The following is a 26,457-nucleotide window of genomic DNA, read 5'->3' on the forward strand; positions in this document are numbered from 1 at the left end:
CCACGTCGATCCGCCGCACGCCGATGCTCTACCGTCCACACCATCATCCGCCCCACGAATCGTCCGCAGGATCAGCGAATCACATCCGATTCAGCCGATTCAATTCCTTTCCGGATGGGCTCTGAGGGGCTCAACGTGGAGACGAAACAAATTCCTGCAGAATCTGTAGGGGGTATAATGGGTCTGAGCGGACACGCTGTCCGCCAGTCGTGAGCCGCCTCCCATTTCTCTGTGATTGCCGCGACGGCGAACTGATGTGAAGAACACCCGGCCGTGAAACCATGCGGAGACAATCAATCGACGACCTTGGAAGCAGGTAGGTGCTGTCGTGTCGTAGAGACTTTTGCGCCTCGGTCGCCCGTTCCTCGATTTCCCCTGCCCGGCCCTAACGCCGATCTACGGGATACGGGATCGCGTGATTCGAATTGACACTTTTGATAAATTGTCCGCAGCATTCAAACAATCCTGTCAGGGAGGAATGTTTGATGACCGTCATGGAGAAGACCCGCGTGGCCGTGCTGCCCACGGGCGCGGCGCTCGGCGCCGACATAGTCGGCTTCGACCCGGCTGACTTCACGCCCGGAGACTTCGCGGCGGTGCGCCAGGCGCTGCTGGACCACTTGGTGATTCGGATCCGCGGCACCGACATCACTGACGCCGATTTCGAGCGCTTTGGCGCGCGGTTCGGGACGCTGAAGCCTTCGCCGGATTTCACCCGCAGCCGGCCTGTCTATCTGCGCGACGCACCCTCGGTCACCATCATCTCGAACGTGACGGAGGACGGAAAGCCGATCGGCGAGCACGGCGACGGCGAACTGAACTGGCACACCGACCTCGCCTTCACGGACGAGCCCTCGGCGCTGACAATGCTGTTGGCGCGGGAGGTACCGCCGACCGGGGGCAACACATCCTTTGCAAATATGTATGCGGCGGTCGAGGCGCTGCGGCCCGAGACTCGCGATTATCTGGAACATCCCGGCGGCCGCAAGGCGGGGCTGACGTGCAAACACCAGGCAAGCCACAACGCCCAGGGCGGGGCGCGGCCGGGCTTCAAGGACATCGATACCGACGACGTGCGCGAGATGCCCGGGCCGATCCACCCGATGTTGCGCACCCATCCCGAAACCGGTCGCAAGGCGCTGTTCCTCGGCCGCCGCTTCGGCGGCTACATCCCTGGGCTGAGACTGGCGCAGAGTGAAGCGCTGCTAGACGAGCTCTGGTCGGTAGCAGCGCTGCCGCAGAACGTCTGGACCCAGGAATGGCGCGTCGGTGACCTGATCATCTGGGACAACCGCTGCACGATGCATCGGCGCGACGCCTTCACCGGCCTCGGCCTGCGCCGGATGCACAGGCTGACCACGCTTGGCGAGCGGCCGTCCTGAGCGCATGACGCGCGGCAACGCCCTTCCGGACGTGCCGGCCGCCGAAGGACGGCCGGCGAGCCTGGCTGATCGGGTGGAGGAGCAGATCCGCCGCCTGATCGACCGCGGCGAATTCCCGCGCGACGTCCGCCTGCCGACCGAGTTTGAACTGTGCCGCCGTTTCTCCGTCTCGCGCCCGATCGTGCGCACGGCACTGCAGAAACTGCGGGAGGCGGGATATGTCAGCTCGCTCAAGGGGTCCGGCACGATGGTGCTGCGCGGCCCCGATCCCGGAGGCCTCCGCTTTCCACTGATCCGGACGATCGCCGATGTCGAGCAGTTCTTCGAGTATCGAGCCGCGCTGGAGGGTGAGATCGCACGGCTCGCCGCGCTGCGCCGCACGCCGGAGGCACTGGACGAGATCGAGGCAGCATTGGTCGAGCCGGAACAGGTGTTGCTGCTCGGCGCACCCGAACTGGCGCGCGATGCCAATTTCCGCTTCCATCGGGCGGTTGCGCGCGCCACCGGCAACGCATTTCACGTCGCGACCATCGAGCAGTTGCCGAATCTGATCGGACTCGGTCCCGTCGAGGTACGCAACTTCGACGAACGCGATCCGGCGGCGCGCATTGCACGGATCAATGCGGAGCATCGCTCGATCCTGGAGGCGATACACGCGCGTGACGCGGCGCGCGCCGAGGCCGAGATGCAGGCGCATATCAACGCCGCTCGCCAGCACGTGTACCAGCGCCATCCGGCGCACATCGCAGATGAACAGGTGTGACGGCGACGCGACCCGAGGGAGGCAGCACCATGGCGACACACAGAAGGACCCTGCTGGCCGCGACAGCCGCGCTGGCCGCGCCGTTGCTAAGACCCGCTCTGGCGCAGCCGCGCCGCTTCGTCATCATCAGCCACGCGGTGCATCGCAACGTTTTGACCACCGGGCCGGGGGGCGACAGCACGGCCGAGTGGCGCCGCCGCACCGGCATGGACATCGAATGGCTGACCTTTGGCGTCGAGGCGGTGCATGAACGGCTGTACCGCGAGGCACAATTGTCCCAGGGCGGCGTGAATGCCTGCTTCATGCTGGAGCGCTACGGCGGGCCGCACATCGCCCCGCTGTTCGAGGATCTTCAGCCCTACCAGCAGGCCGAGCCGATCGAAAACCCGGATGAGATCTCGCCCTCGATGGTCGCGGCGCACACCTATCGTGGTCGGCAGGTAGGCCTGCCGTTTCGCCACGCCACGCACGGGTTCTTTACCAACAAGGCGCTGATGCGCGAGCGCGGTGTCGAGCAGATGCCGGAATCCTTCGAGGAGATCATCGCGCTGGCCGAGCGCATGACTTTCTTTCGCCCTGATGGCAGCCGCGTGGCGGGCTACACGCTGTCGATGGACGATCCCTCGGCGCTGATGGATGTGATCCGAGCGCATGGCGGCGACTTCATCACGCGCGACTATCGCTTCGTCGCCGACCAGCCACAGGCGGTCGCGGCGCTTGTGCTGCTGCGCGACTGGTACCGGCGCGGCGTGCTGCCGCGTAACGTAATGACCTTCAAGACGGAGGAGGTGATCACTGCGATGCAGCAGGGGCGTGCAGCGCTGACCAACCAGCCCTTCGGCCGCATCGTCAACTACAATGACCGGCGCGCCAGCCGGTTCCCGGGCGAGATCACCGTCGCGAACATCCCGATGATGCAGTCGGTCGCGGGCCAGAAAGGCGCGCTGGTGCCGGCCAAGACCTCCGTCTGGGCGATGGGTATCCCGCGCAACGCGCCGGACAAGCGGCTGGCGTGGTCTTTCATTCGCGAGATGTCATCGGTGGAGAACACGATCCGCGCGGCAGTCAACGGCAATGGGCCGGTGCGCATGTCGGCCTATGACGATCCGCGCGTGCGTGAACTGGCGCCCTATGCCGATCTGGAACGCCGCGCGCTGCCGACCGCGGCCTTGACGCTGCCCGGCTTCGAGCAGGCGGGCCGGGCGATGGACATCTTCATGGAGGAGGTGCAGAGGGCCATGCTCGGCCAGTCGGAGCCGCAGGCCGCGATGCGTGCTGCGAAGGGCCGCATCGAGCCGCTGCTGCCGAGCTGAGGCCGTGGCGCCATCCGACGTGACCGCTGGCACGGCCACTCTGTCCGATTCCTCAAGGAGCACACGCGCCCGCCGGTCACGCTTGCCGAGCGGCACGCGACCGGCGCCGATACACTACGCGCTGCTCGCACCGGCTCAGATGCTGCTGATCGGGTTGATCCTGCTGCCGGCCATCTACGTTGCGTGGATGAGCCTCCAGAAGGTGAGCTTCGGGGCGGATGCGGTGTTCGTCGGCCTGGACAATTACCGCGCCCTGCTCGCCGATACGGTGTTCTGGCGTGCCGCCTGGAACACCTTCCTCGTCGTCAACGCCGTGGTCTATGGCGAGCTTCTGCTCGGCCTGGGCCTTGCGCTTCTCGTCTCGGGCTGGATGCCGTTCCGTCGCACGATCATCGCGTTGCTGATCGCGCCCTACGCGATCAACGAGGTTTCGGCGGTGGCGATGTGGCGCTTCGTGCTGGAGCCGGATATCGGCATGGTGAGCTGGGCCTTGATGTGGCTGGGCGTCGGGCAGCTCGACTGGACGGCGGATCCCACTGATGCGCTGGCACTTGCCGCGCTGCTCAGCATCTGGATCCACACGCCGTTCACCTTCCTGATCCTCTACGCCGCGCTGCAGGCAGTGCCACAGGAGGTAAAGGAAGCAGCGACGGTGGACGGAGCCAATGCATGGCAGTCATTCCGCCACGTCATTCTGCCCTTCATTCTGCCGGCACTGCTGGTTGCACTAATGTTTCGCTATATCACGGCGATGCGCATCTTCTCGGAGATTTGGCTGCTGACTGAAGGCGGGCCGGCGCGAATGACCGAGGTGCTTGCCGTCTATCTCTACCGCGCTGCCTTTCGATACCACGAATTCGGGCTAGCGTCGGCAACCGCCTTCGCGATGGTGATTCTCTCACTGGCAATCGCAGCGCCCTATCTCTACGCCGTCTGGATCAGGATGTTTCGCCATGCGTAGACCGAGGGCGATGGGACGGGCGCTGCGGCTCTCCGCTGCCGCAGCGGCCGTCGTCTGGTCGATTTTCCCCATCGCTATGGTCGTGCTTTCTTCATTCAAGCCGCAGCGCGACATCTTTGCGATCCCGCCTCAACTCGTCTTCGCGCCGACGCTCGAAAACTACGTGCGGTTGCTGGCCGAATGGCCGGCCTTCCTGCCAAATTTGCTCAACAGCCTGATTGTCACTATCGGCGCGACGTTGGTGACGGTGCTGTTCTCGACGCTCGCAGGCTATGTCTATGCGCGGTATCGGGGGCGGCTGCTGGCGCTATCGGCCTTTTTCATGGTCGTGGTCCGAATGCTGCCGCCGATCGTCGTCACCTTGCCGCTGTTCCCTCTGTTCTCCTGGCTGCGTATCAACGACACGCATCTGGTGCTGGTAATCCTCTACGCTGCGTTCTTTGTCAGCCTTTCGACTTGGATCATGCGCGCATTCATCGACCAAGTTCCGCGTGAGCTGGAAGAGGCGGCATTGGTTGATGGTGCAGGGTTATTCCAGGTGCTGCGGATGGTGGTGCTGCCATTGGTCACCAATGGCGTGATCGCGGCGGCGCTCTTCGTAATCGTCTATGCCTGGAACGAGTTCATCTTCGCCTTAGTGTTCACGACGCGGGTCGCCCGCACGGCGCCGCTGGTGATGAGCGAGATGATGAGCACGACGGATGGCGTTGACTGGGGCGTGCTGTTTGCCGCAGCGACAGTGCAGCTCGCGCCCGTCCTCGCCTTCATCCTGTCGGCGCAGCGTTACGTAATCGCGGGGTTGACCGCTGGGGCCGTGAAGGGCTGATCTCTGGCGAAAGGTTCTCCTCGCAGTCCCCAGAGATGATTCGAACCCGGAAGCACTCGCTCCGCCAGAAACCTCTTTCCCGCCTCCTCTAAAGTCCACAGAGTAGACCCCAAAGCCCCAGATAACGGGGCATTTTTCATGTCTGCATCATTCTCATCGCCCCCTGCCCCCACGCTGTATAGCGCGGGTCTGTTCGTTGGTTGGGGTGCAGAGGCATGGCTCGGGCCGGTGATCGGCTGATGGCTGGCAAGGAACACCGGATGCCGTTGTCCACCATCGCCATGGAGATCCTGCGCCAGCATGGAGCAGCACTCTGCTGCGGCGGGGTCCGGTCGACCTGCTCGTGCCGTTACGGCTGCTGGTGGAGGAATTCGCGGCGCAGTCGGGCGTCGGGGCACGGCTGCATTTCGACGATGGCGGACTGCCGGAACTGATCGTCGCCGCCGATCTGGATGCCGTCGCGATCGCACTGCGCAACCTGGTCGAGGACGCGCTGCGTCATGGCCCGGCTGGTGGGATCGTCGCCATCAGGGCGCGCTGCCCGAAGGCGCGGTGCGCGTCGTGAATGAAGGGCCGGTGATCGCGCGGGAGCGCCTCGGGGCATTCCCGGCGCGCTTTGCGTCGCGCCCGGACCAGGGATCCGGCCTCGGACTGTCCATCGTCCGGATGATTGCGGAGCAGCTTGGCGGTGAGCTGGTCATCCGATCGCCGGCTAGTGGCAGAGAGGATAGGTTCGAGGCCATCCTGCGTTTCTCGCAAGGGTTCGTTGCGGATCGGGCGGCGACGGCCGGTTGTTGACCTTGCGGGTGGCCGCCACGCTGATCCTGCGCGGGCTGAAGACCCTTCCGCTGCGGGCGGAGCGGCATGCGCGCAATGCGCTGGGTCAGTTATCCGCGGCTGGCGTCCCATCGCGGCCATGCCATCGCCCGCCGGCGGATGTCCGTAGGCTCAAGGCCGCCTTTCTCGACTTCGTGGTCGAAATCGTCCGCCGCTCCGACAAGGCAGTGGGCTTCAAGGTCATCTCGCACCGCCGGGTTGTCGAACGCACCTTCGGATGGATGGTCTGCCGGCGGCGCCTGGCCCACGACTACGAAGAGCGCCTCGACGCATCCGAGGCCATGGTCCACTTCGTCATGGGCGCCCTGCTGCTCCGTCGCGTCACGCATCTACGGATGTCGAACAGATCCTCAGGGCTTGCCGAACTTCAAGACGAACTCGTCCTTCGGCTGCGGTGGATCAGGCGTGTTCCGGTCACGGGGGTCGTTGGGATTGCGCAGGAAGTCGCCCGTCGCAACGAGCCTGAAGCCCGCGGCTTCAACTTCATGGCGAAGGAAGTCTTCCTCGATGCGATGCAAGGTACCGGCTTCGGATATGCCGGTGCCGGGGCGGCCGGCATGGTCCGCGATGACGTAAATGCCGCCAGGCTTCAGCGCACGGAAGACAGCCTGGTTCATCATTGTCCGATCCGTACCGAGGTGCCCGAGATCGTGATAGTTGAACATCAGCGTCACGAGGTCGAACCCCCCCTCCGCGAGCTCAGGCGGAGCGGGGTCCTCGAACGGTCGAGACACTGCGGCAATCGGCGCGGCCGCCACGCCGGCGGCGCGAAGCCTCGCATCGCGCTCGGCCAAAGCGACAGGCGACGGGCGCGGCGCACCTGGCGGCACTGCCGCGGGCGCGACATTCGGATGGCTGTTGCCCTCGGGTGAAACGGGACGCGTCATCTGCGAGCCGGGATTCGGAGGGCGGCTCTGGCCGTACACCATGCCTGTCGGTCCGATCGCCCGAGCGAGCAATTCCGTCGTGTAGCCACCGGCCGCGCTGAGATCGAGCGCCGTCATGCCAGGACGGATTCCGATGAAGGCGAGCATCTCTGCAGGCTTGCGGCGCAGATCGTTTGTGCGATCGGCGGTGCTCCGGTCGGGGCTGGCGACAATCTGCGCGATCCGTTCGGGCGAAAGGGTCGCCGAACCGCCCGGTTGCGCCTGGGCGAAGCGGCTGTGAAACAGGCCCGCGCCGGCAGCAAAGGATATGACAAGGGTCTTCCGCGTGATGTTCACCGACAATCCTCGTCGCGGCGGGGCATCCGCCTTATCGGCGAGGACGGTACGCTCGGCACAGCTCGATCTTCAACGGAAGAATGCCACGCGCAACTCTGGCGTTGCTTGCTGGATCAGATCGAAGTCGAGGTCGTTCGCCAGGATTGTGGTGCCTATGCGCACCGCAACCAATGCCGAAAGACAGTCGTTTAGCCGTTCAATCCACTCGCCTGGCGGTCGCCTTCTTCGGTGCGCCCCCATGTCGCCGAGTGACGCTGCCCACCGGCCGACCGGCTGCCGCCCATTCTCCTGCCGTCGGCACAAGGACACGCTCCGCCCCCAAGCGAGCGAGCGCGCCGCGCAGGCTGGCGACGATCCGCACCGTATCGGGATGCTCGCCTGCGCGTCGCCCGCCGGTGCTGGGCTGGCGCGAAGCAGACGGGCCGCGCGGGCTCCGCGGTGCCGTCGCCAGCGGGGCGCGTACACGGACGCCGCAGACCCATGATGACACTTGCGCCGTCGCTCAGTTCAGCGTCAGGCCGAGGCCGCGCGCAACCGGCACCCAGGTTGCGCGCTGGGCTGCCACGAAGGTGGCAGCGGCCTCCGGCGTCGTGTTGATCGCCACTTCGGACCCGCCTGCCTCGAAGCGTGCCCGAACATCGGGGTTGGCGAGCGTCGCATTGAGAGCGGCATTGAGCCGAGACATCACCGCCACCGGCGTGCCGGCTGGCGCCATCAGCAAGTTCCAGCTGTTGTTCGCGTATTGCGGCAAGCCAGCCTCGGCGAACAGCGGCACCTCCGGCAATTGGCGGGAGCGATGACGGAAGGATACGGCCAGCGCGCGCAGCCGTCCCGACTGCACATGCGCGACGCAGGCCGGCCCGGAATCGAAGGCGAGATCCACCTTGCCTGCCACCAGGTCGCTCTGCGCCGGGCCCGCGCCGCGATACGGGATATGCGTCATCTGGATGCCGGCCAGCGCCATGAAGTGCTCGGTGCCGACATGGTTGATCGACCCGTTGCCGGCCGAGGCGTAGTTCAGCTTCCCCGGATTGGCCCGCGCATAGGCGAGCAGTTCCGCCAGCGTCGTCACCGGCACCGAAGGGTGGACCACCAGCACCGAGGGCGTCTCGGAGATCACGCCGACCGGCGCCAGGCCGTTGTCGAGGTCGAAGGGGATGTTGCGATAGAGTGCAAGGTTCATCACCAGCTGCGACATGGTGCCGATCCCGATGGTGTGCCCATCGGGGGTGGCGCGCGCCACTGCTTCGGTGCCCACCAGGCCGCCGGCGCCGCTGCGGTTTTCAACCACCACCGACTGGCCGAGCTGCTTCGCCATCTCGGGCGCGATCAGGCGTGCCGATACATCGTTGATGCTGCCTGGCGGAAAGGCGACGATCAGCCGCAATGAGCGGTTCGGGAAATCCCCCTGTGCGACGGCGCTTCGCCCGCCAAGGATTCCGGCAGCGGAAGCGGTCAGCAAAGTGCGGCGCGACGTCACCATCGGTCTTCTCCCACGCGCGATGCAGGCTGGCTCATGACGTCTGCGCACCGGGCGACAATCCGAGGCGCGGTGCCCCGGCGCGGATGGCGGGGCGCTCCCCGTCGAAGGAGATCGGCAGGCCGAGCAGGCTGAAATCCTCGCCTGGCACCTTCTGCATCAGCCCGATGGCAGCGGTCTGCGCTTCCGCCGCCACCTCGGCGATCGTGTTCATTGGCCCATTCGGGATGCCGACCGCCGAAAGCCTGGCGAGCCATTCGGCGCGCGGTGCCGTTGCCAGCACGGCGCCTATCTGCCCGACGATCTCGGCCCGGTTGGCCAAGCGGTCACGGTTGCGGGCGAAGCGCGGGTCCGTCGCCCAGTCCGGTCGGCCCAGGGCATCCGCCAGTCGCGCGAAAAGCCTGTCGTTGCCGCAACAGATCATCAGTGGCGCATCGGCCGCATCGAAGGCCTGGTAGGGCACCAGATTCGCATGCCCGGTCGCCATGCGTTCCGGCAGGCGGCCTTCGTTGACATAGGCATTGAAGCGCTGACCGGCCCAAGTCAGCGCCGTCTCGAAGAGGGAGGTGTTGATCACGCCGCCGCGCCCGGTGCGTTCGCGCCGCTGCAGCGCGGCGAGTGCGCCGATCACCGTCCACATTCCGGTTCCAAGATCCACCACCGAGGCGCCCATGCGCGCCATCGGGCCTTCCGGCGCTCCATTGATGGAGCACAGGCCCGCGAAGGCCTGCAGAAGCGGCTCATAGCCAGGGCGAAGTCGCAGGGGACCGACATGGCCGAAGGCGGACATGGCGCAATAGATGAGCCGCGGATGCCGCGCGGTCACCGCGTCCGGCCCGATGCCGAGTTCCTCCGGTACGCCGGGCCGCAGGTTGTGCACCAGGATGTCGGCATCGCCGAGCAGCGCGTGCAGCGAGGCAAGGCCCTCCGGTGCGCGCAGGTCGAGCACCAGGGAGGACTTGCCGCGGTTCACCTCGTGGAATGTGAGGCTGTCGCCATGACGGAAGGCAGGGCCCATGTTGCGCGCATCATCGCCGCCGCCGGGTTTCTCCACCTTGATCACCTGGGCGCCGAGATCCGCCAGGATGGCGCCGGCGAAGGGCCCAGCCAGGACCTGGCCGATTTCCACCACGCGAATGCCGGTGAGGATGGTCATGGTGCGACCTCGATGCCCGCCTGCGCCACGACGCGCCGCCATTTCGCGATTTCGGCCACGACGAAGCGACCAACCCCCGCCGGGTCGAGGGGCGGAACCTCGGTGCCTTCTTCCTCCATGCGCGTCCGGATCTCCGGTTGATTGAGGATGTCACGGATCCCGGCGTTGAGCTTCGCGACGATCTCGGCCGGCGTGCCGGCCGGGGCGAACACCGCGCTCCAGGAATGGATCGCGAAGTCGGGAAGCCCGAGCGCGGCCTCGACCGTTGGCACGCCCGGCAGGGCGCGCACCGGCTGCTTGCCGGTGATGCCGATCGCGCGCACCCGGCCTTCGCGCACCTGCGGGATGCCGACGCTGGCATCGCTGAACATCACCTGCGGATTGCCGGCGATGACGTCGGTGATGCCCTGTGCATTGGAGCGGTAGCTGACATAGGTCATGTCGATGCCGGTCGCGATCTTGAACATCTCCGCCCCGACGCGTGAGGAGGTGTTGCCGCTGGCATAGTTCAGCCCGCCGGGTTGGCGCTTGGCATAGGCAACCAGCCCGGCGAGGTCGTGCACCGGCAGGTCGTTGTTCACCACGATGATGAGCGGCGTCTCGCCGACCATCGCGACCGGCTCGAAATCCGCGATCGGATCGTAGGGCAGGCGGCGGAACAGGGCCGGGTTGGCGGCGTGGGTGCTGTTGGAGGTGAACAGCAGCGTGTAGCCGTCGGGGCGCGCGCGGGCTACCGCCTCGGCGGCGAGGAAGCCGTTGGCGCCGCCGCGGTTGTCGATCACCACGGGCTGGCCCAGATCGACGGCCAACCGATCGCCGATGACGCGGGCGCGGATGTCGCTGCCGCTGCCGGCGCCGAAGGCGACGATCATGCGGATCGGTCGCGACGGCCAGGCCTGGGCGCGGGCGCTGCGCGTCAGCCCCATGGCGGCGAAGGCGGCAAGGAGCGCGCGGCGCGATGCGGGAGATCCGTGGGGCATCGTTGGTTCCTCCACAGCGTCAGGCACCGGCCGGCGTGAAGCGCGCCAGGGCGAAGCCGGCTTCCTCCTCGACCTTCAGAACCACCTTCATGCCCGGGCGCAGCGTATCGTGCGGCGCGAGAATGTTGGTGATGAGCCGTGGCCCCTCCTCCAGCGCGACGATTGCGACGTTGTAGGGCACGCGATCCTTGAATGCGTCGTGATGCGCCGTGTGGTAGACGACCCAACTCACCACCTCCGCGCGGCCGGAGCCGTCCTGCCAGCCGTGGTCGGTACCGAGGCAGCGTGGGCAGGCCTCCCGGGCAGGCAGCCAGTGATGGCCGCAGGCGCAGGCCTGGAAGGCGATGCGGCCGCGGCGCAGCGCGCCCCAGAAAGGCTCGGTCAGCGGCGTGACCTGCGGCAAGGGAAAGTCCATCTCTCAACTCCCCAGGATCAGCGTGGCGTGGGTATGCATGGTGCCGCCTTGGTTGGTGACCAGCGCGACATCGGCGCCCTTCACCTGTGACACCGCCGTGCCGCGGATCTGTCGCACGCCTTCCAGAACCAGTTGCAGGCCCGGCATTCCGGTTTCGGACAGCAGCCCGCCGCTGGTATTGATCGGCAGGTCGCCGCCGAGGGCGATACGCCCATCGCGCACGAACTCCGCCGCGCCGCCAGGCGGGCAGAAGCCGTAGTCTTCGAGCGTCATCAACACCGTGATGGTGAAGCAGTCGTAGATCTGTGCGACGTCCACATCCTTCGGCACGATGCCCGCCATGGCGAAGGCGGTGGCGGCGGCACGCTTCGCCTCGGTGGTAGTAAGGTCAGGCCGCAAGGCGATCTCCCAGGACGTCTGGCCCTGGCCGAAACCCAGGATCGGCACCGGTGCCGGCACCCCCGATTCGCGCGCGCGCTTCGCACTCATCACCACTACGGCTGCCGCGCCGTCCGAGACCAGGCAGCAATCGTCCCGACGCAGTGGCTCCACCACCCAGGGCGCGCTCATGTACTGGTCCATGGTGATCGGCAGCTTCAGCTGCGCGTGCGGATTGGCCGCGCCATTCGCACGACAGGCGACGGCAACCGCACCGAAGGCTTCGGGCGGCGGCTTGTAGCGCTGGGCATAGGCCTGGTGGATCATCGCGTAGCCGGCCGCGGTCGAGAACCAGCCATAGGCCGCGTCGTCACCGCGCGGACGCGCATAGACCTGGCGGCTGCCGCTGCGGGGATTGTCGGCGTAGCAACACAGCGCGACCTCGCACTGCCCGGCCTCGATCGCCATGACGGCGAGCATGATGCCGGTGATGTTCGCCGCACCACCCTGGTCCAGCGCACAGCCCATGCGCGGCTGCACCCCGAGCGCCTCCGCCAGCTTCTGCCCGTACATGAGTTCGCGTGCCGAAGTGGGTGTCTTGACGAACACCGCGTCGACCGCGTCCTTTGGTACGCCTGCATCGTCCAGCGCCTTGCGGCAGGCCTCGACGTTGAGCGAGACCGTGTCGCGCCCCGGCTGCTTGCCGAAAGCCGTGTGGCCGATGCCGGCGATGACCGCCTTGCCCCGCATGCCTTTCTCCTCCTTCTGCCCGTCGTCACGCGGTACGGATGCGGCGGACGATGTTGCCCCAGTTGGCCAGCTGGCCCTCGACATATGCGCGTGCTTCCGTGGGCGTGCTCGGGATCGCCTCGGCATTCATCGATGCCAGGCGTGTGCGCGACACCGGGTCGTTCAGTGCCTTCACGACGACCGCGTTGAGCCGCGCGATGATCTCAGGCGGCGTGCCGGTCGGCGCAAACAGCGGATACCACGAACTGATCTCGAAGCCCGGGAAGCCGGCCTCCTCCATCGTTGGAACGTCCGGCATCAATGTGGATCGAACGCGACTTCCGATGGCGAGCGCCCGAAGCCTTCCCGCCTGCGTGTGAGGCAGGGCGGTGGTGGTGTCGAACATCGCCTGGATCGTGCCGGCGACGAGATCGCTGACGGCCGGAGCAGCGCCGCGATAGGGGCTGATCAGCACCGGCACATCCGCCATCTTGCCGAACAGCTCCGCGGCCATGTGCGGCGACTGGCCGGGTCCGGACGAACCGAAGGCGACGACGCCCGGATTCGCGCGCATGTAGGCGGCGAGCTCGCGTGGCGTATGCACAGGGATCTCGGCCCGCACCACCAGCATCACCGGCACGATCATGACCATCGAGACCGCCTCGAAGTCGCGCAGGATATCGTAGCCGACGGTGGCCTCGGTGTAGGGCACGATCGCCACCGGGCCGGGATTGCCCATGATGAGCGTGTAGCCGTCGGGCTCCGCACGCGCCGCGAGGCGGAAGCCGATCATGCCGCCACCGCCACTGCGGTTGTCGATCACCAGCGGCTGACCGAGATCCGCCAGGATGTGGTCGCCGATCAGCCGCGTGACGACATCGGTTGGCCCACCCGGGGATGAAGGGACGACGACGCGGATCGGGCGGGTCGGCCAGCTGCCCTGGGCGGTCGCGTCACCGGCCGCCACTGCCGCGGCACAGAGCCCGAGCATGGCACGTCCGGCGTCTCGTCGCCCTAGCCTCACGCGATCGCATGTCATTCTTCGTTCCTCCCGGTTGCGGTGGCTGCGTCAGATGATTCGCTCGGTCTCCATTCGATCGAGTTCGGCCTCGCTCAGCCCGAGGCGCTGGCCCAGCACGGAGCGCGTGTCGGTGCCCAGCGGCACGCTCGGTCGCCCGGGGTCGTTGGCGATGCCGTCGAAGCGCAGCGGGCTGCCGGCGGCGATCATCGGCCCGTATTGCGGGTGGTCGATCGGCCGAAGCATGCCGCGCGCGTGCAGGTGCGGGTCGTGCATCACCTCGTCCAGGCTGCGCACCGGCGCGCAGGGGACACGATGGGCGACGAGCCGCTCGAAGGCCTCCTGCCGCGGCAGATCCCGCGTGAAGGAGGCGACCAGCGAGTCCACCTCATTCATCTCGGCGACGCGTTCGGCATTGGTCCGCCAGCGCGGGCCGTCGAGGATGTCGGTCCGGCCGAATGCTGTCAGCAGCGAGCGCCAATGCGTCTCATGGTTGACGATGATGGCGATGTGGCCGTCGGCCGCCGGATAGACGTTGTACGGACACAGCGAGAGGCCGCCATGCCGGTTGCCCGTTCGCTGCGGCGCGGCATCGCCCTGGGCATGCAGCATGCCGAGGTTGGAACTGAGCGAGAAATAGATCGCTTCCATCATCGAGACTTCGACGACGCGCCCCCGTCCGGTGCGTGCCCGTTCAACGAGCGCGGTGGTGATGGCTGCGTATAGATGGATGCCCGAGGTGAAGTCGCAGATGGCCGGGCCGGCCTTGACCGGTGGCTGGTCGGGAAACCCGGTGCTCGCCATGATCCCCGACATGGCCTGCACCGTGAGGTCCATGGCGGGATAGTCGCGATAGGGTCCGTCGCTGCCATAGCCGGAGCTGCTGGCATAGATGAGGCGCGGGTTGCGGGCCTGCAGCGCCGCGGCGCCAAGGCCCAGGCGCTCCATCACGCCGGGAGCGAAATTCTCGACCAGTATGTCCGCCTTGTCCGCCAGCCGCGCGAGTATGGTGCGCCCTTCCTCGGTCTTGAGATCCAGCCGGACCGAAAGCTTGCCGGCATTCAGCATGGCGTAGGGGAGGGTGCTCGCCGCGGAGCCCGAGCGCTTGCGCAGGTGCTCGCCGCCTGGCGGCTCGACCTTGATCACCTCGGCCCCCGCGGCGGCCAGCAGGAAGGTCGCGTAGGGGCCGTTGTAGATCTGCGTCAGGTCAAGGACGGAGAGACCTGCGAGCGGTTGCATCACCGCCCCCGGAAGTTCGGCTTCCGCTTCTCGGCAAAGGCGGCGCGGCCCTCCTGGACATCCTCGGTCTGCTGCAGGATGCGGCTGACCATCTGCTCCATGCGCAGGCCGGAGGCGAGGTCCATGTCGCGCGACCGAACCGCGAGTTCCTTCGCCGCCTGCACCGCCAGCGGCGCATTGGCTGCGACGCGGCGGGCATAGTCGTAGGCCGTGTCCATCAGTTCACCGTGCGGCACGACCTTGTTCACCAGGCCCCAGCGCTCGGCGGTGGCGGCATCCATCGCGTCGCCGGTCAGCAGCATGTCCATGGCGATGCAGTGTGGAAGCTGTTGCGCCAGGCGCTGCGTCCCGCCATTGGCGGCGATCACGCCGCGCTTGACCTCGGCGACCCCGAAGGTCGCGGTCGGCACCGCCACGCGCAGATCGGTGGCCAGCAGCAGCGTGGTGCCGCCGCCGATGCATTGCCCATTCACCGCGGCGATGATCGGTTTCCACACCTCGAGCCCGCGATTGAGCAGCTGGCCTTTCTGGGTCAGCCAGAGTTCCGAGGGTTCGACCTTGCGCCCAATATAGGACTTGATGTCGGCGCCGGCGCAGAAGGCCTTGTCGCCGGCACCGGTGATGATGGCGGCGCGAACCTCCGGGTCGTCGCGCACGCGGATCCAGGCTTCCGAGATGGCGGCATAGTGCTCGGCGTCGAGCGCGTTGCGCCGCTCGGGCCTGTTGATGGTGATGAGTGCGATGCCGTCCGCGTCGAGCGCGAAGTCGATGGACATCCTCAGTTCCTCCCGCCGGTGCTCAGCATGTGACGCGCGACAACCATCCGCTGGACCTCGGAGGGCCCCTCGCCGATGCGCTTGATGCGAAGCTCACGGAACCAGCGTTCCAGTGGCACCGCCTTGGCGACGCCCAACCCGCCCAGCATCTGGACGCAGCGGTCGACCACGCGATGCGCGGTTTCGGTCGCTGCCACCTTGGCGATGGAGGCCGCGATCTTCGGGTTGCGACCGAGATCGGCCTCCCAGGCGGCCTGCCAGACCAGCAGCCTGGCCGACCGCAGTTCGATCTCGCTATCGGCGATCATCCACTGGATCGCCTGCTTGTCGGCGAGCTTGGAGCGGAACGTCTCACGCTGCTTCACCCATTCGATGGCGATCTCGAGCGCCGCCTGGGCGATTCCGAGCGTGCCCGCGGCATAGGGAATGCGCCCCTCGACGAGCCACTTCTCGCAGATGGAGAAGCCCGCGCCCTCGCCACCCAGGCGGTTCTCCTCGGGCACCTCGACATCGTCGAAGAAGACCTCATACGGGGCATAGGCACGGATCACCGGGATCTCGCGCGTCGTCATGCCCTTGGTACCGCCATCGACGATGAAGCAGGTGATGCCGCCGCGGTCGCCACCCGGCCCGGTGCGGGCGAAGACGATGCCCCAATCGGCCTTGGCCGCGCCGGTGATCCACATCTTCTGGCCGTTGATGACGTACCGGTCGCCCTTCTTCTCCGCCCGCGTGCGGATGGCGCGGGCGGGGTCCGACCCGCCGGAGGGCTCGCTGATGGCGACGAAGATCCGCTTGCCCTGCTGGACGCCAGGGATGCCGTAGCGCGCGATCTGGTCCGGCGTGCCTTCCCAGATGGCATTGGGCGGGTCGGCGCCGAAGGCACCGCAGGCCGGGATATAGGCACCCATGCGGCAGCGCGCGGCTTCCTCGGCGAGGATCGCCTGGCCAAGCAGGTTCAGGCCGGCGCCGCCGTACTGTTCGGGCGTGCGGTAGCACCACAGGCCGAGGCGCCTCGCCCGATCCTGCAGCGGCGCCAGCATCTCGGGCGGCATCTCCACGGCGTCGTGCGGCAGCTTCTCCTCAAGAGGCCAGACTTCCGAGGCCATGAAGCGGCGGGCCGTCTCCTGCATCATCCGCAGCTCCTCGGGGAGCTGCCAGGCGCCGAGGGACATCGTTTTCTCCCTAATAGTGATATAGATGGTGAATTAGGCTTTTTCCGTCGTCAAGCGATGTGTCATCAGGGCGCTGGACTTCTGGCATGGGGCAGATGGGGACAAGGTTGGGTGCGATGGGGCCGACCACAGGCGTGCAGGCACTGGCCGGTGAGGCGCAGGGATCGGGCGGCGTGTCGCTCTATGCGCGCGTTGCCTCAGCGCTGCGCGCGCGCATCGCCCAGGGGGAATGGTTGCCGGGCGACCAGATCGCGACCATCGAGGCGCTCGCCACGGAATATGGCGTGGCAACCATCACGGTGCGCCTGGCGGTCCGGCTGCTGGTCGACGAAGGCACGCTGCGCACGTCCCGCGGCCGCGGCACGCATGTGCTGCGCAGCCCGTCCGTTCCGCTCGCCAGCGCGGGGCTGCGGGCGGCAATCAACGACCCGCGTGTCCTCGGCCCGGACCACGCGATCCGCATCCTGGCGCGGCGGGAGGTCGATGGCCTTCCGGGCGAACTCGACCACCGGCATCGGCGCGCGGCACGCTACCAGCATGTGCACAAGCTGCACGAATACCGTGGCACCGCCTTCGCGCTGATGGACATCTACGTCGAAGCCGGCATCTACCAGCACTTTCCGGCCGGTGCCGACGAGCAACACAAGCTCTCGCTGCTGCTGCGCGACCACAGCGGCGTGCGCATCTCGGAAAGTCGCGAGGAAATGACGATCACCGGCGCCAACCGCAGCGCGGCGGAGCTGCTGCGCTGCCCGATCGCGGCGCCGTTGGTGCGGGTGCGGCGATGGCGGACGGACGCCGCGGGCGTGGTCATCTACGCCTGCGTCGTGCTGTACCGTGGCGACCTGTTTGTCTGGGAGCACGCCGAGACCACGCCGGAGGCCGACCATTTCGGGCACCACATCGTGCCGACGCCACAGCTGCCAGCATCCGGCGGGACATAGCCGGCAAGACCGATGGCGCCGCGAAGGTTCGAGGAGGGCGACGCCAACGAACTCCATTCGGCTCGGCGAGGCGTCCTGCGGTTGGCTGCGTCGTTCCGGAAGCACAGCCCGTTGTGCCGCGCGGATTCAGGCGTAGGCTTGGCCGCGAGACGGAAAGATGTGGCGCCATGCCGCCGTCGCGCGTCCGGCATGGCGTGATGGAATGAGCACCCGAGGGGATGGCCGGCGCGCCGTTCCGCCTCACCACCTGTCCTGCGCGCCGCGAGAGACCCTTCATGCAGCCTCATGCCCTGAACCGACCGGCCGGGCGCGCCCTTCCAGGCGCTTTCGGCCACAACCGCGGCATCGTTCGCCGGAACTACGCCTTCCTGCCGCCGGAGGGCGTGCTGAAGAGCCGCCTCCCACAATACGAGAATACCGCCGTGCGGTTCCTGGCAGCACCGGCCTTGGGCGCGCGCTTTGCCCAGTTCGTGCTGGAAATCGAACCGGGTGGTGGCTCCCGCGCTCCGTTCGCGGAAGCGGCCATCCAGCACTTCTACTACGTGCTGTCCGGCACGGCCGTGCTCCAGCTGGGCGATCTGCCCCCGCAGGAACTGGGCCGCGGCGGCTTCCTGTATGCCCCGCCCGGCACGCCGGTCCTTCTGCGCAATGAGGGCAAGACCCAGGCGCGGATACTCGGCCTGCGCAAGCGTTACGAGGCCATCGGCCTGTCGGCGCCGGGCCCGATCCTCTCCCATGAGAATCAGGTTCCGCGAACCAATCACACCGGGTTCGCGGGTCGGGGCTTCCAGCACCTTCTCCCCTTCGGCGACCTCGCCTTCGATTTTGAGATGAACCTCATGTGGTTCGCTCCGGGCACCTTCTTCCCGGCCGTGGAAACCCACATCATGGAGCACGGCCTGTACATGCTGCACGGACAAGGGCTCTACCTGCTCGGGACGGAGTGGCACGAGATCTGGGAGGACGACTTCATCTGGATGGGCGCCTACTGCCCGCAGCAATTCTACCCGACGGGTCCCGACGAGGCGGCCTATCTCCTCTACAAGGACGTCAATCGCGACGTCGCGCTGTAGCGCGAACGGTCCGGCACCTGGCCACGCCAGCCCCCGTCGCGGGTTCGCGGTGGAGGTTGAGTGGGCCAGTGCCATCCGGCTGGTGCATAGCGATCCATGCCCTGGGTCGGTCGCGGAAGGTGACGGTGGGTCGGGGCTTGCTCGGCCTGTGGCCTCAGAGCGTGCACCACATGCGCATCAGGTTGTGGTAGCAGGTCGTGAGGCCGAGCACGCCGACATGGGTGTCGGGGACCGCCATCCGCATCTGGATTATGGACATGTCCATCTCGAACAGCAGTCGGCGCTTGCGGTCGTCCTCGATCATCGACTGGGTCCAGAAGAAGGACGCCCAGCGGCTGCCGCGGGTCACCGCATTGACCCGGTGCAGGCTGGTCCCGGGATAGAGCACCATGTCGCCGGCCGGCAGCTTCACCGCCTGGGCGCCGTAGGTGTCCTCGATCACCAGCTCGCCGCCGTCGTACTCATCCGGAGACGTCAGGAACAGCGTGGACGACACATCCGTGCGGAGCCGGCCGCCGCCTGGGACGTTGCGGATGGCGTTGTCGACATGGGTGTCGAAGGTCATGCCCACGTCATAGCGGTTGAACATGGGCGGATAGACGCGCAGCGGCACGGCTGCCGAGTTGAACATCGGATTGCGGCCGAGCGCGCGGAGCACGATGTCGCCGAGATCCCGTGCCGAGGCGCTGCCCTCGGGCACCTGGAGGTTGTTCTTGACCTGGGCGGATTGGCCGCCCGCGGTGATCCGTCCATCGACCCAATCGGCGGCGTCGAGGCGACGGCGGCAGGTGGCGACTTCCTCGGCGGTGAGCAGGCCGGGAATGTGAACGAGCATGTGGTGTCTCCCGCGGCAGCCAGGCGCGCCCGGCCCGGCCGCAAGCGAAGGCGAGGCGAGGCCGACCGGATCTCCTGGATGCGGTCGGCCCCGATGGTTCGAGTCAGGCGAGACGCTTCAGAAGTTCGTCGAGACCGTCATCATCACCCCACGCCCCTGGCCTAGCACGGCGCGGTTGCCGAACAGCGAGACGTAGTTGCGGTTGTCGGTCAGGTTGGTGCCGTTGATGCGCACCGACAGCTGGTCGTTGATGCGATGCGAGACGAAGGCATCAAGCGAGAAGTTGTACGGCACTTCCGCGGTGTTCGCGGCGTTCAGGAAGGCCTGGCCACCATAGACGATGCCTCCACCGACCGTCAGGTTCCACGGCGTGCCCTGGCCGAACTCGTAGCTCGTCCACAGCGTGGCGGCGTTCTCCGGCACATAGACCACGCGCTTGCCGACATTGGCGGGCGTCAGCGAGCTGGTGGTCTCGCTGTTCATGTAGCTGTAGCGCGCATTGATCAGCCAGGCCGGGGTGATGCGGCCCGTCGCGCCGATATCGATGCCGCGGACGCGCTGCTGGTCGCCCGAGGAGAAGACCGTGCCGGTGGACGGATCGGTCTCCGTCGCGTTGTTCTTCTCGATCTGATAGACCGATGCGGTCAGGCCGAGGCGTCCTTCGAGGACGTTCACCCGCGCACCGACCTCGTAGATCGTGTTCACCTCGGGTTCGAGGTTCGAGTTGTTCGCGGTCGCCTGGCCGGGCTGCGTCGTCCAGTTGGACCCCGGCGCGAAGGTGGACTGCGCGTAGGATGCGTAGACCATGTACTGCGGCGTCGGTTCCCAGATCAGCGACACGCGCGGATCGATGAAGGCGTTGTCCGCGCTGAAATCCTGCACTGGGTTGGTGCCGCCCCATTGCGTGTAGTCGGATTGCTGGCGGGTCCAGCGCAGGCCGCCGAGCACCGAGATCTCCGGCGTGAACCAGATGCGATCGCTGGCGAAGGCCGCGATCTGGGTGGTCTGCGAGCGCCGGTTCGAGGACACGGTGGTGCCGGGACCATAGGCGAAGTTCAGCGTGTTGTTCGGCGCGAAGAGGTTGCCGCGGTAGGCGGTCCGGTCGGCGCCGTAGGCGTAGGTGGTGCGCTCGAAATCCTCGTACCAGGCGTCGAGGCCGAGCGTCGCCTCATGCCGCAGCGACCAGGTGTTGAAGCGCGCCACCATCGAGGTGATGTTCTGCACGCCCCAGGTCGAGGACTCGTAGGGTGAGCCGCCGCCGCTGAGGGCATATTGCGGCACGCCGCCGACGCCGGAGAACAATCGCGCGGAGCAGGTCGCGTCGCAGGATGCGATGGAATAGCTGAAGTAGCGTTCCTGCACGCCCACGCGCGTGTCGTTGTAGATGGTGATCGCGTCATTGGCGCGGTGCTGGATGCGCGCGGTCAGGCGGTTGACCGTGGACTGGTCGCGATCGGTGAAGTTGCTGCCATACCAGGTGGAACGGGAGACGCCGTACTCCGACACCGGGCGGCCGACCGTCTGGCCCGGTCGCGTCGCCACCATGATGCCGGCATCGGTCGGTTCATCGTAGCGGTAGTAGAGGTATTCGAGGGTCAGCGTCGTATCGGTGCCGAGGCCGAAGGCGATCGACGGCGCAATGCCCCAGCGTTCGCCGGTCGGCATGTGCCGGTCCACCAGACGCTGCTGCTGGTACATCACGTTCATGCGCAGCGCGGTGGTCTCGCCGATCTGATAATTGGCGTCGGCCGTGCCGCGCAGCATCCAGTTCATGCCGCCCGTCACGTCCATGTTGAGCGCATTGCCCAGATGCGGCGTGCGGCTGTTGACGTTGACGATGCCGCCGGCCGAGCCGGATCCGAAATTCACGCCCGACGGGCCGAGGATCGCCTGCACTTCCTCGAAGGTGAAGGCGTCCCGGCGGAAGCTGCCGAAGTCGCGCATGCCGTCGACATACAGGTCGTTCTGCGAATTGAAGCCGCGGATGCGCAGCTGGTCGCCGGCGACGCCGCCGCCGCCTTCGCCGGCCGAGGCCGTCACGCCGGGGACGTTGCGCAGCGCCTCGCCGAGCGTGGTGACGCTCTGCTGGCGCATGATCTCCTGCGGGATGACCTGGATGGTCTGCGGCTGGTCCTCGATGCGACCAGGCATGCGGCCAAGGCCGGTGGCGCCCTGGAGCGTGTTCTCCGGCTGGGCGCCCTGCACGCTGATCTGCGGCAGCGCGACCGCGGCGTCGGGTTGGCCCGATTCGGCGGTCTGGGCGCCGGCCGGCCCGGCGGCGCCAAGGGCGAAGCCGGCCGCCAGGCTGGTGCCGAAGGCGGTTCTCGATAGTCCGGACCGAAGGATCGACTGGGTATTCACGGTGGCGATCTCCTGGCGGCTCGCGCCGCTGCGTTGGTGATCGCACAATATGCAAATGCGAGTCATTATCAATACAGAGAGTTGCGATTCGTCAGGCATCGTTGCCGGCGTTGCGGCGAATTGCATTCTGGCAACACTCCCGCGGGGCGGCGCGCCGGATCGGAAGCCCGCGGGACCAGGAACCGACCATGACCCGTGCCCATGCGATCCCGCCCGACGTCACCTGCCTGGCCGACTACGAGGACCACGCCCGGGCCCGGCTTTCGCCCGCGGCCTGGGCCTATGTCGCCGGCGCCGCGGCGGATGGGCTGACAATGCGGCGCAACCGCGATGCCTATGACGCGATCCAGCTCAACGGGCGGGTGCTGGCGGATCTCCGCGGCGGCAGCACCCGGCTCGACCTGTTCGGGAACAGCTTCGACTTTCCGGTGCTGGTCGCACCCGTCGCCCATCACGGCCTCGCCTGTCCGGCCGCCGAGGTGGCGACCGTCATCGGCGCGACCGCGGCCGGCTCCGGCCTGGTGGTCAGCACCGAGGCCGATATCGCCATCGAGGAGATCGCGGCGGCAACCAAGGGGCCCTTCTGGTTCCAGATCTATATCCAGCACGACCGCGCCTTCACGCACGCCCTGGTCGCGCGGGCGGAACGGGCGGGGGCCAGGGCGATCGTGGTCACGGTCGATGCGCCGGTCAGCGGGGTTCGCAACCAGGAACAGCGCGCCGGCGTCATGCCTGGCAGCCTTGGCGAGGCGGTCCACCTCCGCGGTATTGCCCCGGGCCCCGTCGCGCATGCGCCGCTGGGCGCCAGCCTGCTGTTCGACGGCTTCCTGGCCAGCGCCGCGCGCTGGGACGACATCGCCCGCCTGCGCGCGGCGACGAGACTGCCGCTGCTGGTGAAGGGCATCATGGCGCCGCAGGATGCCGAGCGGGCGATCGGCGCAGGCGTGGACGGCATCATCGTGTCCAACCATGGCGGGCGCGTGCTCGACACCCTGCCGCCCACCATCGCGGTGCTGCCCGGCATCGCCGCGGTGGTGGCCGGGCGGGTGCCTATCCTGGTGGATGGCGGCATCCGCCGTGGGACGGATGTGCTGAAGGCGCTCGCGCTCGGGGCGACGGCGGTGATGATCGGGCGGCCCGCCATCTTCGCCCTGGCCGTGGCGGGGCCGGCCGGGGTGGCGCATGCGCTGCACCTGCTGCGCATCGAATTCGAGATGGCGATGGTGCTGACCGGCTGCGCGCGGCTGGCGGATATCGGGCCCCAGGTGATCTGGAACCGGCTGGGTCCGGCGCATCCCGATTGGCCATGAGCCGCGGCGAGGACGCGCCCGGGATGCGCGCCGGAGGGTGGGAGCGCCCAACGGCCGTCAGTTAATTTGCAAATGACTCGCAATTGCGATTATCTGCAGCCATCTCCGGTGCAGAGGGGTTTCGGATTCCCGTGGCTTTGCGATCGTCTTCGGCAGCATCCGACCTGCACGGCACCCGTGCCCCGGCCGCGCGGCCGTGACGCGCACGGCCTTCACGCCGGCCGATGGGCCGCTGCACGCGACCACCCCGCCCGGGCTGCCGGCGCGCCGCGCTGTCACGCGCGGCGGTCGTGGCTTCTGGCTGAAGCATCTGCATCGCTGGCATTGGATCAGCGCGGCCATGAGCCTGATCGGCATGGTCCTGTTCGCCGCCACCGGCATCACGCTGAACCATGCCGGCGAGATCGAGGGCGCGCCGCAGGTCATGACGCGCACCGCGACCATGCCGCCCGATCTGCTGGCCAGCCTGGGGGCGCCGGGCGGCGAGGAGAAGCGCGTGCTGCCGCCGCCGTTGCGCGACTGGATCGGCACGCGCTTCGGTGTCACCGCCGGCGAGCGCATCGCCGAATGGTCGGCCGATGAGATCTACCTGCCGCTGCCGCGCCCGGGCGGCGACGCCTGGCTGACCATCGAGCGGGAGAGCGGCCTCGTGACGCATGAGGTCACCACGCGCGGCTGGGTCTCCTATCTCAACGACCTCCACAAGGGCCGCAACACCGGCGCCGCCTGGTCGTGGTTCATCGACATCTTCGCCGGCGCCTGCCTGGTCTTCTGCCTCACCGGCTTGGTGCTTCTGCAATTCCACGCGCGCACGCGGCCGGCCACCTGGCCACTGGTCGGGCTCGGCGTGGTCGCGCCACTGATCCTGGCCATCCTGTTCATCCACTGACCGAGGATATTCATGCGTATCGCCTCCTCCCTGGCCCTGCTGGGACTCGCCACGGCGCCCATCGCGGCCGCCCAGGCCGGCCCGGAACTCGCCGTGACCGTCGAGGTCCCGCAGCTCCCGGTGGCCGAGTATCACCGCCCCTATGTCGCGATCTGGGTGGAGCGCCCGGACCAGCAGACGGCGGCGAACCTGTCGGTCTGGTACGACCTCGGCATGCGCAACCGCGAAGGCGAGAAGTGGCTGAAGGATCTGCGGCAATGGTGGCGCCGCGGCGGTCGCGCCTTGCAGGTGCCGGTCGATGGCGTGACGGGTGCGACGCGCGCGCCCGGCCGCCACACGCTGCGCTTCGATGCCGCGCGCAGCGGCCTCTCAACCCTGGAACCGGGCCAATACAACCTGGTCGTCGAGGCGGCGCGCGAGGTCGGCGGCCGCGAGATGCTGCGCGTGCCGTTCCAGTGGCCGCCGGCCGCGCCGCAGACCGGCGCGGCGCAGGGCAGCCACGAACTCGGCGCCATCACCGTCCAGCTGACGCCCTGACATGAAGGAGATCCGCATGAACATCCGCGCCCTGCAGCGCTTGGCACTCGCCGCAATGCTCGCCGTGCCGGTCACGGCGGTCGCCCACCGTGCCTGGATGCTGCCCTCGGCGACCGTGCTATCGGGCGAGGATCCGTGGATCACCGTCGATGCCGCGGTGTCCAACGACCTGTTCTATTTCGAGCATTTCCCGATGCAGCTGGACGGCCTGACGGTGATGACCCCGGACGGGTCGCCCGGCGAGGCGGCGAACCAGGCGCGCGGACGGTATCGCAGCACCTTCGACGTGCGCCTGACGGTGCCCGGCACCTATCGCATCGCCGTTGCCGGTGGGGGCTTCAGCGCCTCCTGGCGGGAAAATGGCCAGACCCGCCGCTGGCGCGGCACGCGTGAGGCGATGGCCGCCGCCGTACCGGCCAATGCCGAGAATCTGCGCGTCACCCTCGGCCAGCGCCGCATCGAGTTCTTCGTGACCCGCGGCGCTCCCACCGACCGCGTGCTGCAGCCGATCAACGAGGGGCTGGAGATGGTGCCGATCACCCATCCCAACGACCTGGTCGCGGGCGAGCCCGCGCGCTTCCGCCTCGTGCTCGACGGCAAGCCGGCCGGCGGGGTGGAGGTCGAGGTCGTACCGGGCGGCAATCGCTACCGCGACCGGCTCGGCGACATGAAGATCCAGACCGCCGAGGACGGCACCTTCACCGTCACCTGGCCGGGGCCGGGCATGTACTGGCTGGAAGCCGCGGTGCGCGACACCAATTCCGGCCTGCCGAACGTGCAGCGCAATGCGAGCTACATCGCCACGCTCGAGGTGCTGCCGTGATCGCGGGGCCGGTGCGACGCTGACACGGCCGGCCATGCATAAGGTCCTGATACCGACGGCCTTCGCGCCGCCGTCGCCGCCGCGCGGCCTGCCTGTTCAAGTGCTGGACGGCGCGACGATGGGCACGAGCTGGTCGGTGCGTTGCGTCGCCGGCGGCGATGCCGGTCGGCTGCGCGCGGAGATCGAGAGGCGGCTCGACCGGGTGATCTCGGAGATGAGCGGCTGGCGCGCCGATTCCGCGCTGAGCCGCTTCAACCGCCTGCCCGCCGGCGGCACGATGGTGCTGCCGCCCGGGTTCCGCGGCGTGCTGGAGTGCGCGCTGGCGACCGCCGCGGCGAGCGGCGGCGCCTTCGACCCGACGATCGGCCCGCTGGTCGATCTGTGGGGCTTCGGCGCGGTGCCGACCATTCATGAAGGACCGCCGCCACAGGGTGCGATGGCCGAAGCCCTTGGCCGGGTCGGCTGGCGGCAACTGGCCATCGATGCGGCCGGCGGATTGCGCCAGCCCGGTGGCGTGGCGCTCGACCTCAGTGGCATCGCCAAGGGCCATGCGGTGGACCTTGTCGCGGACGGTCTCGAGGCGGCAGGCGTCACCTGCTACCTCGTCGAGATCGGCGGCGAGTTGCGCGGGCGCGGCGTGAAGCCGGACGGCTCGCCCTGGTGGGTGGCGCTGGAGCGACCGGTGCCGGACCAGGCGCCAGGCTATCTGGTCGCGCTGCACGACCTCGCCGTCGCCACCTCGGGCGATTATCGGCGCAACTTCGTCCATGGCGGCGTGACCTACGGGCATACGATCGACCCGCGCAGCGGTTGGCCGATCGCGCCGGATGTCGTCGCCGTCACGGTGCTGCATCGGCGTTGCATGCAGGCCGATGCGCTGGCGACCGCGCTGGCGGTGCTTGGGTTGCCGGCGGGGCTCGACCACGCGACGCGCCACGGCATCGCGGCACTGGTCGTGGCGCGCGACGCCGCCGGGCGCATTGCCGAACATATGTCGCCCGCGCTCGCCGCCATGCTCGACTGAACATGGAACC

26 protein-coding genes and 1 pseudogene are annotated in these 26,457 nt (G+C 67.8%); 15 read left to right on the forward strand and 12 right to left on the reverse strand.

The features are described 5' to 3' along the window. Positions 1 to 509: 509 nt before the first annotated feature. The 8 genes and pseudogenes from AAFN86_RS20470 to AAFN86_RS20500 form a co-directional block, all read left to right on the forward strand. Positions 510 to 1,382, forward strand: a complete 873-nt coding sequence (locus tag AAFN86_RS20470) for a TauD/TfdA family dioxygenase (RefSeq protein ID WP_347545408.1) — start codon at positions 510 to 512, stop codon at positions 1,380 to 1,382. 4 nt (positions 1,383 to 1,386) lie between these two features. Then, the gene (locus AAFN86_RS20475; RefSeq protein ID WP_347545409.1) at positions 1,387 to 2,145 is read left to right on the forward strand and encodes an FCD domain-containing protein; all 759 of its coding nucleotides are present in this window, start codon (positions 1,387 to 1,389) and stop codon (positions 2,143 to 2,145) included. Between the two features lie 29 nt (positions 2,146 to 2,174). Continuing rightward, on the forward strand, positions 2,175 to 3,458 hold the full coding sequence (locus AAFN86_RS20480; protein ID WP_347545410.1) for an extracellular solute-binding protein: 1,284 nt from the start codon (positions 2,175 to 2,177) through the stop codon (positions 3,456 to 3,458). A 139-nt stretch (positions 3,459 to 3,597) separates the two neighbouring features. Next, complete coding sequence (locus AAFN86_RS20485) at positions 3,598 to 4,419, forward strand: sugar ABC transporter permease (protein ID WP_347545411.1); 822 nt, start codon at positions 3,598 to 3,600, stop codon at positions 4,417 to 4,419. 10 nt (positions 4,420 to 4,429) lie between these two features. Next, on the forward strand, positions 4,430 to 5,245 hold the full coding sequence (locus tag AAFN86_RS20490; protein WP_347545412.1) for a carbohydrate ABC transporter permease: 816 nt from the start codon (positions 4,430 to 4,432) through the stop codon (positions 5,243 to 5,245). Positions 5,246 to 5,588: 343 nt separating this feature from the next. Beyond that, complete coding sequence (locus AAFN86_RS20495; RefSeq protein WP_347545413.1) at positions 5,589 to 5,810, forward strand: hypothetical protein; 222 nt, start codon at positions 5,589 to 5,591, stop codon at positions 5,808 to 5,810. Between the two features lie 11 nt (positions 5,811 to 5,821). Continuing rightward, positions 5,822 to 6,043: an ATP-binding protein gene (locus AAFN86_RS29615; RefSeq protein ID WP_408906622.1), complete on the forward strand. Its 222-nt coding sequence runs from the start codon at positions 5,822 to 5,824 to the stop codon at positions 6,041 to 6,043. Between the two features lie 152 nt (positions 6,044 to 6,195). Continuing rightward, positions 6,196 to 6,411 (forward strand): annotated as a pseudogene (locus AAFN86_RS20500) (transposase); the annotation flags it as partial. Between the two features lie 21 nt (positions 6,412 to 6,432). Here AAFN86_RS20500 and AAFN86_RS20505 read toward each other — a convergent pair. The 10 genes from AAFN86_RS20505 to AAFN86_RS20550 all read right to left on the reverse strand — a co-directional run bounded on the left by AAFN86_RS20505 (position 6,433) and on the right by AAFN86_RS20550 (position 16,651). Continuing rightward, positions 6,433 to 7,305, reverse strand: a complete 873-nt coding sequence (locus AAFN86_RS20505) for a hypothetical protein (protein WP_347545573.1) — start codon at positions 7,303 to 7,305, stop codon at positions 6,433 to 6,435. Between the two features lie 502 nt (positions 7,306 to 7,807). Then, the gene (locus AAFN86_RS20510) at positions 7,808 to 8,788 is read right to left on the reverse strand and encodes a tripartite tricarboxylate transporter substrate binding protein (RefSeq protein WP_347545414.1); all 981 of its coding nucleotides are present in this window, start codon (positions 8,786 to 8,788) and stop codon (positions 7,808 to 7,810) included. 31 nt (positions 8,789 to 8,819) lie between these two features. After that, entirely contained in the window at positions 8,820 to 9,941 is a 1,122-nt protein-coding gene (locus tag AAFN86_RS20515; protein ID WP_347545415.1) for a CoA transferase, read from the reverse strand. Further along, the gene (locus AAFN86_RS20520) at positions 9,938 to 10,921 is read right to left on the reverse strand and encodes a tripartite tricarboxylate transporter substrate binding protein (RefSeq protein ID WP_347545416.1); all 984 of its coding nucleotides are present in this window, start codon (positions 10,919 to 10,921) and stop codon (positions 9,938 to 9,940) included. The genes AAFN86_RS20515 and AAFN86_RS20520 overlap by 4 nt, the downstream gene beginning before the upstream one ends. A 19-nt stretch (positions 10,922 to 10,940) precedes the next feature. Next, entirely contained in the window at positions 10,941 to 11,336 is a 396-nt protein-coding gene (locus AAFN86_RS20525) for an OB-fold domain-containing protein (protein WP_347545417.1), read from the reverse strand. 3 nt (positions 11,337 to 11,339) lie between these two features. Further along, complete coding sequence (locus AAFN86_RS20530) at positions 11,340 to 12,464, reverse strand: thiolase family protein (RefSeq protein ID WP_347545418.1); 1,125 nt, start codon at positions 12,462 to 12,464, stop codon at positions 11,340 to 11,342. A gap of 25 nt (positions 12,465 to 12,489) precedes the next feature. Then, a complete protein-coding gene (locus AAFN86_RS20535) occupies positions 12,490 to 13,434 on the reverse strand; it encodes a tripartite tricarboxylate transporter substrate binding protein (protein WP_347545419.1) in 945 nt (314 codons plus the stop codon). A 78-nt stretch (positions 13,435 to 13,512) separates the two neighbouring features. Beyond that, on the reverse strand, positions 13,513 to 14,700 hold the full coding sequence (locus AAFN86_RS20540) for a CoA transferase (RefSeq protein ID WP_347545420.1): 1,188 nt from the start codon (positions 14,698 to 14,700) through the stop codon (positions 13,513 to 13,515). Beyond that, positions 14,700 to 15,476 (reverse strand): enoyl-CoA hydratase-related protein, encoded by a 777-nt coding sequence (locus AAFN86_RS20545; protein WP_347545421.1) that lies wholly within the window; start codon positions 15,474 to 15,476, stop codon positions 14,700 to 14,702. The genes AAFN86_RS20540 and AAFN86_RS20545 overlap by 1 nt, the downstream gene beginning before the upstream one ends. Before the next feature lie 2 nt (positions 15,477 to 15,478). Continuing rightward, positions 15,479 to 16,651, reverse strand: coding sequence for an acyl-CoA dehydrogenase family protein (locus AAFN86_RS20550; RefSeq protein ID WP_347545422.1), 1,173 nt, complete (start codon positions 16,649 to 16,651; stop codon positions 15,479 to 15,481). Positions 16,652 to 16,767: 116 nt separating this feature from the next. Between AAFN86_RS20550 and AAFN86_RS20555 the strand changes: the two genes are divergently transcribed. Both AAFN86_RS20555 and allE read left to right on the forward strand, forming a co-directional pair. Beyond that, complete coding sequence (locus tag AAFN86_RS20555; RefSeq protein ID WP_347545423.1) at positions 16,768 to 17,595, forward strand: GntR family transcriptional regulator; 828 nt, start codon at positions 16,768 to 16,770, stop codon at positions 17,593 to 17,595. A 218-nt stretch (positions 17,596 to 17,813) separates the two neighbouring features. Further along, positions 17,814 to 18,668, forward strand: coding sequence for a (S)-ureidoglycine aminohydrolase (allE, locus tag AAFN86_RS20560; protein WP_347545424.1), 855 nt, complete (start codon positions 17,814 to 17,816; stop codon positions 18,666 to 18,668). A 154-nt stretch (positions 18,669 to 18,822) separates the two neighbouring features. Here allE and AAFN86_RS20565 read toward each other — a convergent pair whose 3' ends face one another. Continuing rightward, positions 18,823 to 19,503: a Fe2+-dependent dioxygenase gene (locus tag AAFN86_RS20565; RefSeq protein ID WP_347545425.1), complete on the reverse strand. Its 681-nt coding sequence runs from the start codon at positions 19,501 to 19,503 to the stop codon at positions 18,823 to 18,825. Positions 19,504 to 19,620: 117 nt separating this feature from the next. Next, the gene (locus AAFN86_RS20570) at positions 19,621 to 21,864 is read right to left on the reverse strand and encodes a TonB-dependent siderophore receptor (protein ID WP_347545426.1); all 2,244 of its coding nucleotides are present in this window, start codon (positions 21,862 to 21,864) and stop codon (positions 19,621 to 19,623) included. A 188-nt stretch (positions 21,865 to 22,052) separates the two neighbouring features. Between AAFN86_RS20570 and AAFN86_RS20575 the strand changes: the two genes are divergently transcribed. From AAFN86_RS20575 to AAFN86_RS20595, 5 genes are all read left to right on the forward strand, one after another. Beyond that, entirely contained in the window at positions 22,053 to 23,174 is a 1,122-nt protein-coding gene (locus AAFN86_RS20575) for an alpha-hydroxy acid oxidase (RefSeq protein WP_347545427.1), read from the forward strand. A 196-nt stretch (positions 23,175 to 23,370) separates the two neighbouring features. Beyond that, the gene (locus AAFN86_RS20580) at positions 23,371 to 24,063 is read left to right on the forward strand and encodes a PepSY-associated TM helix domain-containing protein (protein WP_347545428.1); all 693 of its coding nucleotides are present in this window, start codon (positions 23,371 to 23,373) and stop codon (positions 24,061 to 24,063) included. Between the two features lie 12 nt (positions 24,064 to 24,075). Further along, positions 24,076 to 24,600 carry a DUF2271 domain-containing protein gene (locus AAFN86_RS20585; protein WP_347545429.1) on the forward strand — a complete coding sequence of 175 codons (525 nt, stop codon included), beginning with the start codon at positions 24,076 to 24,078 and terminating at the stop codon, positions 24,598 to 24,600. A gap of 16 nt (positions 24,601 to 24,616) precedes the next feature. Further along, positions 24,617 to 25,423, forward strand: a complete 807-nt coding sequence (locus AAFN86_RS20590) for a DUF4198 domain-containing protein (protein WP_347545430.1) — start codon at positions 24,617 to 24,619, stop codon at positions 25,421 to 25,423. A gap of 34 nt (positions 25,424 to 25,457) precedes the next feature. Further along, a complete protein-coding gene (locus AAFN86_RS20595) occupies positions 25,458 to 26,447 on the forward strand; it encodes an FAD:protein FMN transferase (protein ID WP_347545431.1) in 990 nt (329 codons plus the stop codon). Positions 26,448 to 26,457 lie beyond the last annotated feature (10 nt).

Origin of the sequence: Roseomonas sp. CAU 1739 (genome assembly GCF_039839775.1) — a bacterium.
In the GTDB taxonomy this organism is placed as follows: Bacteria; Pseudomonadota; Alphaproteobacteria; order Acetobacterales; family Acetobacteraceae; genus Neoroseomonas.

Excerpts from the sequence above, each read along its gene's own strand:
- AAFN86_RS20485 (WP_347545411.1), top strand. The coding sequence starts at position 3,598 with ATGCTGCTGATCGGGTTGATCCTGCTGCCGGCCATCTACGTTGCGTGG.
- AAFN86_RS20545 (WP_347545421.1), bottom strand. The coding sequence starts at position 15,476 with ATGTCCATCGACTTCGCGCTCGACGCGGACGGCATCGCACTCATCACC.
- AAFN86_RS20515 (WP_347545415.1), bottom strand. The coding sequence starts at position 9,941 with ATGACCATCCTCACCGGCATTCGCGTGGTGGAAATCGGCCAGGTCCTG.
- AAFN86_RS20590 (WP_347545430.1), top strand. The coding sequence starts at position 24,617 with ATGAACATCCGCGCCCTGCAGCGCTTGGCACTCGCCGCAATGCTCGCC.
- AAFN86_RS20585 (WP_347545429.1), top strand. The coding sequence starts at position 24,076 with ATGCGTATCGCCTCCTCCCTGGCCCTGCTGGGACTCGCCACGGCGCCC.
- AAFN86_RS20535 (WP_347545419.1), bottom strand. The coding sequence starts at position 13,434 with ATGCTCGGGCTCTGTGCCGCGGCAGTGGCGGCCGGTGACGCGACCGCC.
- AAFN86_RS20490 (WP_347545412.1), top strand. The coding sequence starts at position 4,430 with ATGGGACGGGCGCTGCGGCTCTCCGCTGCCGCAGCGGCCGTCGTCTGG.
- AAFN86_RS20565 (WP_347545425.1), bottom strand. The coding sequence starts at position 19,503 with ATGCTCGTTCACATTCCCGGCCTGCTCACCGCCGAGGAAGTCGCCACC.
- AAFN86_RS20555 (WP_347545423.1), top strand. The coding sequence starts at position 16,768 with ATGGGGCCGACCACAGGCGTGCAGGCACTGGCCGGTGAGGCGCAGGGA.
- AAFN86_RS20550 (WP_347545422.1), bottom strand. The coding sequence starts at position 16,651 with ATGTCCCTCGGCGCCTGGCAGCTCCCCGAGGAGCTGCGGATGATGCAG.
- AAFN86_RS20525 (WP_347545417.1), bottom strand. The coding sequence starts at position 11,336 with ATGGACTTTCCCTTGCCGCAGGTCACGCCGCTGACCGAGCCTTTCTGG.
- AAFN86_RS20530 (WP_347545418.1), bottom strand. The coding sequence starts at position 12,464 with ATGCGGGGCAAGGCGGTCATCGCCGGCATCGGCCACACGGCTTTCGGC.
- AAFN86_RS20595 (WP_347545431.1), top strand. The coding sequence starts at position 25,458 with ATGCATAAGGTCCTGATACCGACGGCCTTCGCGCCGCCGTCGCCGCCG.
- AAFN86_RS20575 (WP_347545427.1), top strand. The coding sequence starts at position 22,053 with ATGACCCGTGCCCATGCGATCCCGCCCGACGTCACCTGCCTGGCCGAC.
- AAFN86_RS20510 (WP_347545414.1), bottom strand. The coding sequence starts at position 8,788 with ATGGTGACGTCGCGCCGCACTTTGCTGACCGCTTCCGCTGCCGGAATC.
- AAFN86_RS20540 (WP_347545420.1), bottom strand. The coding sequence starts at position 14,700 with ATGCAACCGCTCGCAGGTCTCTCCGTCCTTGACCTGACGCAGATCTAC.
- AAFN86_RS20520 (WP_347545416.1), bottom strand. The coding sequence starts at position 10,921 with ATGCCCCACGGATCTCCCGCATCGCGCCGCGCGCTCCTTGCCGCCTTC.
- AAFN86_RS20475 (WP_347545409.1), top strand. The coding sequence starts at position 1,387 with ATGACGCGCGGCAACGCCCTTCCGGACGTGCCGGCCGCCGAAGGACGG.
- allE (WP_347545424.1), top strand. The coding sequence starts at position 17,814 with ATGGCCGGCGCGCCGTTCCGCCTCACCACCTGTCCTGCGCGCCGCGAG.
- AAFN86_RS20480 (WP_347545410.1), top strand. The coding sequence starts at position 2,175 with ATGGCGACACACAGAAGGACCCTGCTGGCCGCGACAGCCGCGCTGGCC.